The sequence below is a fragment of the Acinetobacter sp. YH12058 genome (genome assembly GCF_013419805.1).
Classification (GTDB): domain Bacteria; phylum Pseudomonadota; class Gammaproteobacteria; order Pseudomonadales; family Moraxellaceae; genus Acinetobacter; species Acinetobacter towneri.
Map to the genome: position 1 here is coordinate 1 of NZ_VOZL01000040.1, position 6,643 is coordinate 6,643.

Sequence of the window (6,643 nt, forward strand, 5' to 3'; positions counted from 1 at the left end):
ACCAGGTGCTCGGCGTGGCAAGACTCGCAGCGAACCCGTAGAAAGCCATGCTCCAGCCGCCCGCATTGGAGAAATTCTTCAAATTCCCGTTGCACATAGCCCGGCAATTCCTTTCCCTGCTCTGCCAAATGGGCAGCGAACGTCTGGTAGTATTCTTCGACAATCCGATAGAGCAGGGTTTGCTCGGGCCGGTGACGCTGGTAACGACCAGTGTTCTCGTCCCGGCTGGCCATCCTGGCCGCCACTTGGGGCATGATCCGCATCCTTGCGATAGCCATAGCTAAACTCGGGTGCCTCGTCATCAGGCCCGAGGCGAATACTGCCAAAGCGTGACAACCCCAACCAGAGTGTAAAAATGACAAAGCCACTGGTCACTAATAAGTACAACCAGCCAAAGTCATCAGCGGTCGCATCCAGTGCTTTTTGCGCTAACTCTTGAACGCCATCAGGGTTACTGACTGTGGCAATTAAAAACAAACCAATAAAGAGTATTGATAGGTAAAAAACGGTTCCTACGTCTCCTAAAAGACGGTTTACCCATTGCTTAAACGTACTCATTACTTTCCTTAGAACTTACTATTTAACTAACTATTTCTTACAGGCAACCACTTGAACGACTGCTCCTTTACCCTGGTGATAGTTTCCTTCAGAGATTTCACGCTCTACTTCAGCACCTATTATAAAATCCAAACCGTTTAGTTCTTGCTGCAACCCTTCAAGCGACATAAACATATCTATTTGCGAGGCAGGAGGACCACCCACTCCATCCATGTCAATATGAGCAGCTGTATAGGCTTCTAGCATAAAGACGCCATTTTCTTTTAATGCAGCCACTGCCTGCTTATGCAATTTCAACCGTAACTCAAGAGGCACATGAGCGAAAATTGAAACGATGCCATCCCAAGCGTCTACGCCTAAATCATACTCATTTAAGTTGGCTACCACTGTGGTGATTTTTACACCCTGTTCAGCCGCCAATTTGTGTGCTTTTTCTAAGCCGACGCTAGACTGGTCAACCGCTGTAACGTCATAACCTTGCTTGGCTAAAAACACAGCATTGCGACCTTCACCTTCGGCTAAGCAAAGAACCTTACCTCCTTTAGGTAATTTAGAAAATTCGGCTTGTAATAAATAAAGGCACTCAAGATTTTTATGCTTATTTTTCTAATTGGGAAGCTGTTCTATTTACCCAAATATCGGAAGATGTTATTTTTGCCTTTAACGAATACGCAGCATTAATACGCGAAGACTTGTTTGTTGCAGATGACGAGGAATTTGAGGTTTTAGCAGTTATAAACCTCTCTCCAACTAAAGATGTTAATGGAAATTATGGTCTAATTTTTTATACCGCAATCGAAGACGAAGAGATCAATGAATATAATGCAGGTATGCTTTTTTCTGATATAGTGCTAGTTTACGATAATGGATATTTTAACACTGTTCGCTTTGAGGACATAATTGATGAAGATCAAGAAACAATATTGGATGAAGGCATTCATAATACAAGAATTGAGATTGAAGGTTATGAGTTTGAAATAAAAATTAAAACCATTTTAGATGAAATATCAAGCGATGATTTTTCAAAAAACTTGGCATTTAATAATAAAATTGAAATTGATATAGACTCTGAATCCGTTAAATTAGGCTCCACTTTAGAAGAAGTCTTAAGCGACATGAAACTAAGTTTATATCTAGGAATTTATTATATAAATCACCACAAACATTCTAATGTTCAAGTTACAAAAGATATGGTTGTTTCTTATGACATTGACACAGAAGGATACGGCTTTATAGTTATCAAATATACTGTTGATACGCGAATCTCAACTTTTAATTAATTTTTCCAACTGTAAAGGAGGATTACCTAATTGAGAATTTAAAACGACTGAAATTGTATGTGAAAGAATTTTTCGAGTGATACGATGAGATAAATGCCATAGATCTCTAGCCCTGACTTTTTGTATATTAAACTGTGCTGTTAGTTGTCCTATGACTGTTTCAATTTTCCTTCGGGCATTCATCAGTATTCTCATCGCTTCTTTGGGTCGATCGTCAACCATATTTTTTCTAAATGGTGTTTGTAAATCAACACACTGTAAATCATAGTATTTTTTTAATTCAGGTCTTAAATACCCTTTATCTGCACCAAGCAAACCATGAATATTCTGTGTAATTTCAGGTGCAACATCTCGTTCATCGCAGTTTGCGGGAGCAAAAGTATAATCTGTAATCATTCCTGAGAAATTAATCACAATATGTCCTTTAAAACCATAATATTTTTCTTGTTTAGCTGCACAATAACTAAAACCTGCATGTTCTTTGAAGTTTTTATGTCTTTTTGCTCGAGCATAGCAACAAACAGGAATAGGAAAACCATCAATAAAATGAATGTTATCGTGCATAAAGGTTTTTCTAACCTTGGTCATAATTTGCTGACTGACTTGCCATAAGTTTGCACAATGTTTACAAAAATTAGGATATGACCCCAATTTTGGAAACCATTCTAAGTAATTGTGTTTAAAATATTTCCAGATATTTTTATCAGAATCCAATCCTAAAAATTCACCTACAATTTGTATCGTAATTATTTCAATATCGGTTAAAGCTGGGGGGAATCCTCTCGTTCTTAATGGCTTTTTGACGATAAGTGAATAGCAAGAGTCTATGAATAAATACACAGAAATGATAAATTCGTAAATGGACATAACATGAGGTAGTTTTCTTAGTCGAAATCTAAATTGTGTTATGTCCTTTTTATTTCAAGAGTTTAGAAAGTTGAGATTCGCGTTGTTGATGAAAAAGATTATTTCACCTCAAAAACCTTTTTAGTTGCTAAAGATGGGGATGTAATACATGATTCACAAGTTATAATTAATATAGCCGATATGGATCTTTCTGACATAACTGATTATTCTGACATAATTGACTATGGTGTTAGCTATGCCTCATATGGTTCAATCAACAGAAATCCATTACTAATTGTGCCAATGGATTTGGATTTTTCGGGTCTAAAATTAGATTTTGAGGTACTAATTTACGATCTCTACGATTTTAATGAAATTTCAAATGAGTTTATTACCGTTTTAATAGGTGAGGATTTTGTATATGACAACACAAGTGTCGGTTTACAATGGATAACGATTAATGCAATCGACTCTAATGATGATACTTATGAATTCCAACTCTTAATTGCTGTCTACGATAACAATGATGAAAACTATGCAATACCTTATCTATCACATGAATTTGTCAATATACTAGGCGATTATAGGTTTCAAGAGGGATATGGTGTCGAAGGCATAAAATACGATGAAGAATCTCAAAAATTTCTTTATGCAGAATATATAGATATATATTATTGGGGAATTGATGAGCCTAAAACTTTTTACTTGTCCGAAACAAATTTTAAAAATGGCTTTTTTGCACTTACTCTAAATGTTTGGGGAATTGACGTAGACTTCACGGTGCCAGTATGAGAGTAAAATACTAAACATATTAAAATCTAATGTTTTGGTTAAATATTAACATATAAAAGTTGTGAAGAATTTAATAATCATCACATCTTTTTTTATGCAAATTTTTATTTGGTTTAAGATTTGTAACCAGTATTAGTAGTTTTTTATATGTAAAAACACCATTATTTTGTATGCTTGCTATATGTCCAATTTAAATGGCAATAGTTGACAAACTGTACGTTTCATCTTATAATTAATTATATAAACTATTAAAGATTATGCAATTAAAGGGAATTTATGGAAAGAAATATTAGGGATTCACAAAATTTCTTACACGATAAAAAATTAGTTAGTAGCCTTGTTGAAAATAGCAATATAAATAATACTGACATTGTATATGAAATAGGTCCGGGAAAAGGCATAATAACCGAACATTTATTAAGAGTAAGTAAAAGTGTAATTGCAATTGAATTAGACACCTCTTTGTATCAATTTTTAAAGCAAAACTTGAATAGTGAAAAACTAACACTTATCAATCAAGATTTTATGAACATAAAACTTCCTGATGGCAATTATAAAGTTTTTTCTAATATACCGTTTAATATGACGGGAGAAATCTTAACAAGATTACTAACAGCAATCAACCCGCCACAAGATATGTATATTATAATGCAGTACGAAGCAATGTTAAAATACGCAGGCACTCCATATTATAAAGACACATTAAAATCACTTATGTTCAAACCGTTATATGATATAAAACTGGCTTATGAGTTTTTGCCTTCAGATTTTAAACCAAAACCCAACGTGTCTATAGTTCTTGTGCATTTCCATAAAAAAGAATATTGTGATATAAAAAAAGCAACAATGTTAGAATATTGGGATTTTTTATCATATATGTATACTGCCCCAGGATTAAATTTTAAACAAAAAACAAAAAATATTTTTTCTTATGAACAGCAAAAACGTTTGAAAAAAATTATCAATTTAGATAGTGAACTAAATTTTTCCGATTGGACATATATTCAATGGATTAAAATGTTCGATACATATAAGCAGTTTGTATGCCAAGACAAGAAAAAACTCGTAGAAGGTTCTTATCAAAAACTTTTAAAAGAACAATCAAAATTAGAAAAAGTCCACAGAAGCAGAACTCAAAGATATTAAATAAAAGGGTACTTAATTGGAAAAAGGTTACTACTTATTTGCATATGAGTATAGGAAGAATAAACGCCGTTTTTCTCCAAGTCCAGCCACTGTAGACCGCGAATGACGGCCTGCTTTGCCAGTGGGTGATTCTGAATCCGGCCCGTGTAGCCATCGATCCCGCCGAAAATTCACCCGTTTTTCCCGACAGCCGGGGCCAACCCAAGCCGCCGGCATAACGCATCCCTGCCGCGGCTGAATTACCGCAGCATCGTGATCGGAATCGTTTGGGACGGGTCAGGTAAACAGACCCGGCGACAGGCCAGCCGGTGGTGCCCGGCTCTCGGGCAACGGGCTGGACTCGTTGGTTTCGGCTTTTTGCTTCAGATGGTCGAGGATCTGCTTGATCACTACCGGATCTTCAATACAGGCAATCACCTTCATGGCACCGCCGCATTCGCTGCAAGTCTCGATGTCGATTTGGAATACACGCTTGAGCCGCTGTGCCCATTTCATCGACGCTCGCCGCCCAGCGGGTGTTGGCGGCTCATCCGATACCTTGACCTTTTTGCTCCCCTTGCCCCTCATGGCAGGTGTAACCAGGGCGCGGTGCTTGCTGTTGGGCGCAAACACCCCATGAAACCGGGTAAGGTTCACACGTGGCTTCGGCACCAACGCCGACAGTCTTGCGATGAAGTCCAGCGGCTCAAAGATCACATGCGTGGTGCCGTCCCGGTACGGCGTCTTAAGCTGGTAGCGCACGTTGCCATTCTTCGTGAGCGACAGCCGTTTCTCAGACACCGCCGGGCGGCTGATGTAGTGGCACAGCCGTTCGAGTTTGCTGCGCTCATGGGCCTTGGCCGCTACGCCGGCATGTAGCGAGAAACCGGCAACCTTACCGGGCATGTCACCAAACTGATCTTCCGGGTCGCAGGCGGGCAGTGTCTGCAGGGTGAACACCTTGCGCCCTGCCTGTGGCCCCACGGCGATGCGATACGTGATGGAATGCCCCAGCAGTGGAGTCATCGCATCTTCATCCACCGCATCCAAGGCCAGGTAACTGTTTTCAGCATCCCGCTCCAGTAGGCCTTGCCGCTCCAAATAGCGGCCGACCCGATGGGCGATGGTGTGCGCCAGTTGGGTGAGTTCGGCGCTGGTCGGCGCCCTGACCCAGAGGAACCGGGCTGTTCCATTGGGACGCTCAACGTACACGCCATCGAGGAACAGCATGTGAAAGTGAATGTTGAGGTTCAGTGCACTGCCGAAGCGCTGGATCAGGGTGACGGCACCGGTCTTGGCCGCTTGGTGGGTATAGCCCGCTTTCTTGACCAGATGCGTGGCGATGACGCGGTAAACGATGCCCAACACCCGGCCCATGACCTCCGGCCGGCTGGCGAACAGAAAGCGCAATTGAAAGGGAAAGCTGAGTACCCATTGGCGCATGGGCTGTACGGGCAGAACCTCATCGACCAGTAGCGCGGCGCTTTCGGCCATACGCCGTGCGCCACAACTAGGACAGAAGCCCCGACGTTTGCAGCTGAACGCAACCAGGTGCTCAGCGTGACACGACTCACAACGCACCCGCAGAAAGCCGTGTTCGAGACGGCCGCATTTGAGGTAGTCGTCAAACTCGCGTTGCACATAGCCGGGCAGTTCCCTGCCCTGCGCCGCCAAATGGGCAGCGAACGTCGGGTAGTATTCTTCGACGATCCGATAGAGCAGGGTTTGCTCGGGCCGGTGACGCTGGTAACGACCAGTGTTCTCGTCCCGGCTGGCCATCCTGGCCGCCACTTGGGGCATGATCCGCATCCTTGCGATACTGTGTTTTTATACAGTTTATCGCTCAGCTGCGAGATATTGAAGTCTCAGCTGTGATGCCAGCCAGTGCCAGACATTGCCTGTGAGTGCCAGTCACTCCCACTCTATTGTAAACAAGACATTTTTATCTTTTATATTCAATGGCTTATTTTCCTGCTAATTGGTAATACCATGAAAAATACCATGCTCAGAAAAGGCTTAACAATATTTTGAAAAATTGCCTA

General features: G+C 41.1%; 6 protein-coding genes and 2 pseudogenes. 3 read left to right on the top strand and 5 right to left on the bottom strand.

Going from position 1 to position 6,643, the window contains the following annotated elements:
* From FTU09_RS13325 to FTU09_RS13330, 3 genes and pseudogenes are all read right to left on the bottom strand, one after another.
* The coding region (locus FTU09_RS13325) for a transposase zinc-binding domain-containing protein (RefSeq protein ID WP_180005652.1) at positions 1-254 on the bottom strand (254 nt) is incomplete at its 3' end.
* A gap of 34 nt (positions 255-288) precedes the next feature.
* Positions 289-558, bottom strand: a pseudogene (locus FTU09_RS13970) (BCCT family transporter); the annotation flags it as partial.
* A gap of 30 nt (positions 559-588) precedes the next feature.
* Positions 589-1,101, bottom strand: a pseudogene (locus FTU09_RS13330) (class I SAM-dependent methyltransferase); the annotation flags it as partial.
* A 149-nt stretch (positions 1,102-1,250) separates the two neighbouring features.
* Here FTU09_RS13330 and FTU09_RS13335 point away from each other — a divergent pair.
* On the top strand, positions 1,251-1,838 hold the full coding sequence (locus FTU09_RS13335) for a hypothetical protein (protein WP_180005651.1): 588 nt from the start codon (positions 1,251-1,253) through the stop codon (positions 1,836-1,838).
* Here FTU09_RS13335 and FTU09_RS13340 read toward each other — a convergent pair.
* Positions 1,824-2,705: an IS982 family transposase gene (locus FTU09_RS13340; RefSeq protein WP_180069852.1), complete on the bottom strand. Its 882-nt coding sequence runs from the start codon at positions 2,703-2,705 to the stop codon at positions 1,824-1,826. The two genes, FTU09_RS13335 and FTU09_RS13340, sit on opposite strands and share 15 nt — an antisense overlap.
* Positions 2,706-2,885: 180 nt before the next feature.
* Between FTU09_RS13340 and FTU09_RS13345 the strand changes: the two genes are divergently transcribed.
* Both FTU09_RS13345 and erm read left to right on the top strand, forming a co-directional pair.
* Entirely contained in the window at positions 2,886-3,476 is a 591-nt protein-coding gene (locus FTU09_RS13345) for a hypothetical protein (RefSeq protein WP_180005626.1), read from the top strand.
* 276 nt (positions 3,477-3,752) lie between these two features.
* The gene (gene erm / locus FTU09_RS13350; protein WP_107318659.1) at positions 3,753-4,622 is read left to right on the top strand and encodes a 23S ribosomal RNA methyltransferase Erm; all 870 of its coding nucleotides are present in this window, start codon (positions 3,753-3,755) and stop codon (positions 4,620-4,622) included.
* 276 nt (positions 4,623-4,898) lie between these two features.
* Here the strand turns inward: erm and FTU09_RS13355 are convergent, their stop codons facing one another.
* Positions 4,899-6,401 carry an IS91 family transposase gene (locus tag FTU09_RS13355; RefSeq protein WP_138773302.1) on the bottom strand — a complete coding sequence of 501 codons (1,503 nt, stop codon included), beginning with the start codon at positions 6,399-6,401 and terminating at the stop codon, positions 4,899-4,901.
* Positions 6,402-6,643 lie beyond the last annotated feature (242 nt).

Excerpts from the sequence above, each read along its gene's own strand:
- FTU09_RS13340 (WP_180069852.1), bottom strand. The coding sequence starts at position 2,705 with ATGTCCATTTACGAATTTATCATTTCTGTGTATTTATTCATAGACTCT.
- FTU09_RS13345 (WP_180005626.1), top strand. The coding sequence starts at position 2,886 with ATGGATCTTTCTGACATAACTGATTATTCTGACATAATTGACTATGGT.
- erm (WP_107318659.1), top strand. The coding sequence starts at position 3,753 with ATGGAAAGAAATATTAGGGATTCACAAAATTTCTTACACGATAAAAAA.
- FTU09_RS13355 (WP_138773302.1), bottom strand. The coding sequence starts at position 6,401 with ATGCCCCAAGTGGCGGCCAGGATGGCCAGCCGGGACGAGAACACTGGT.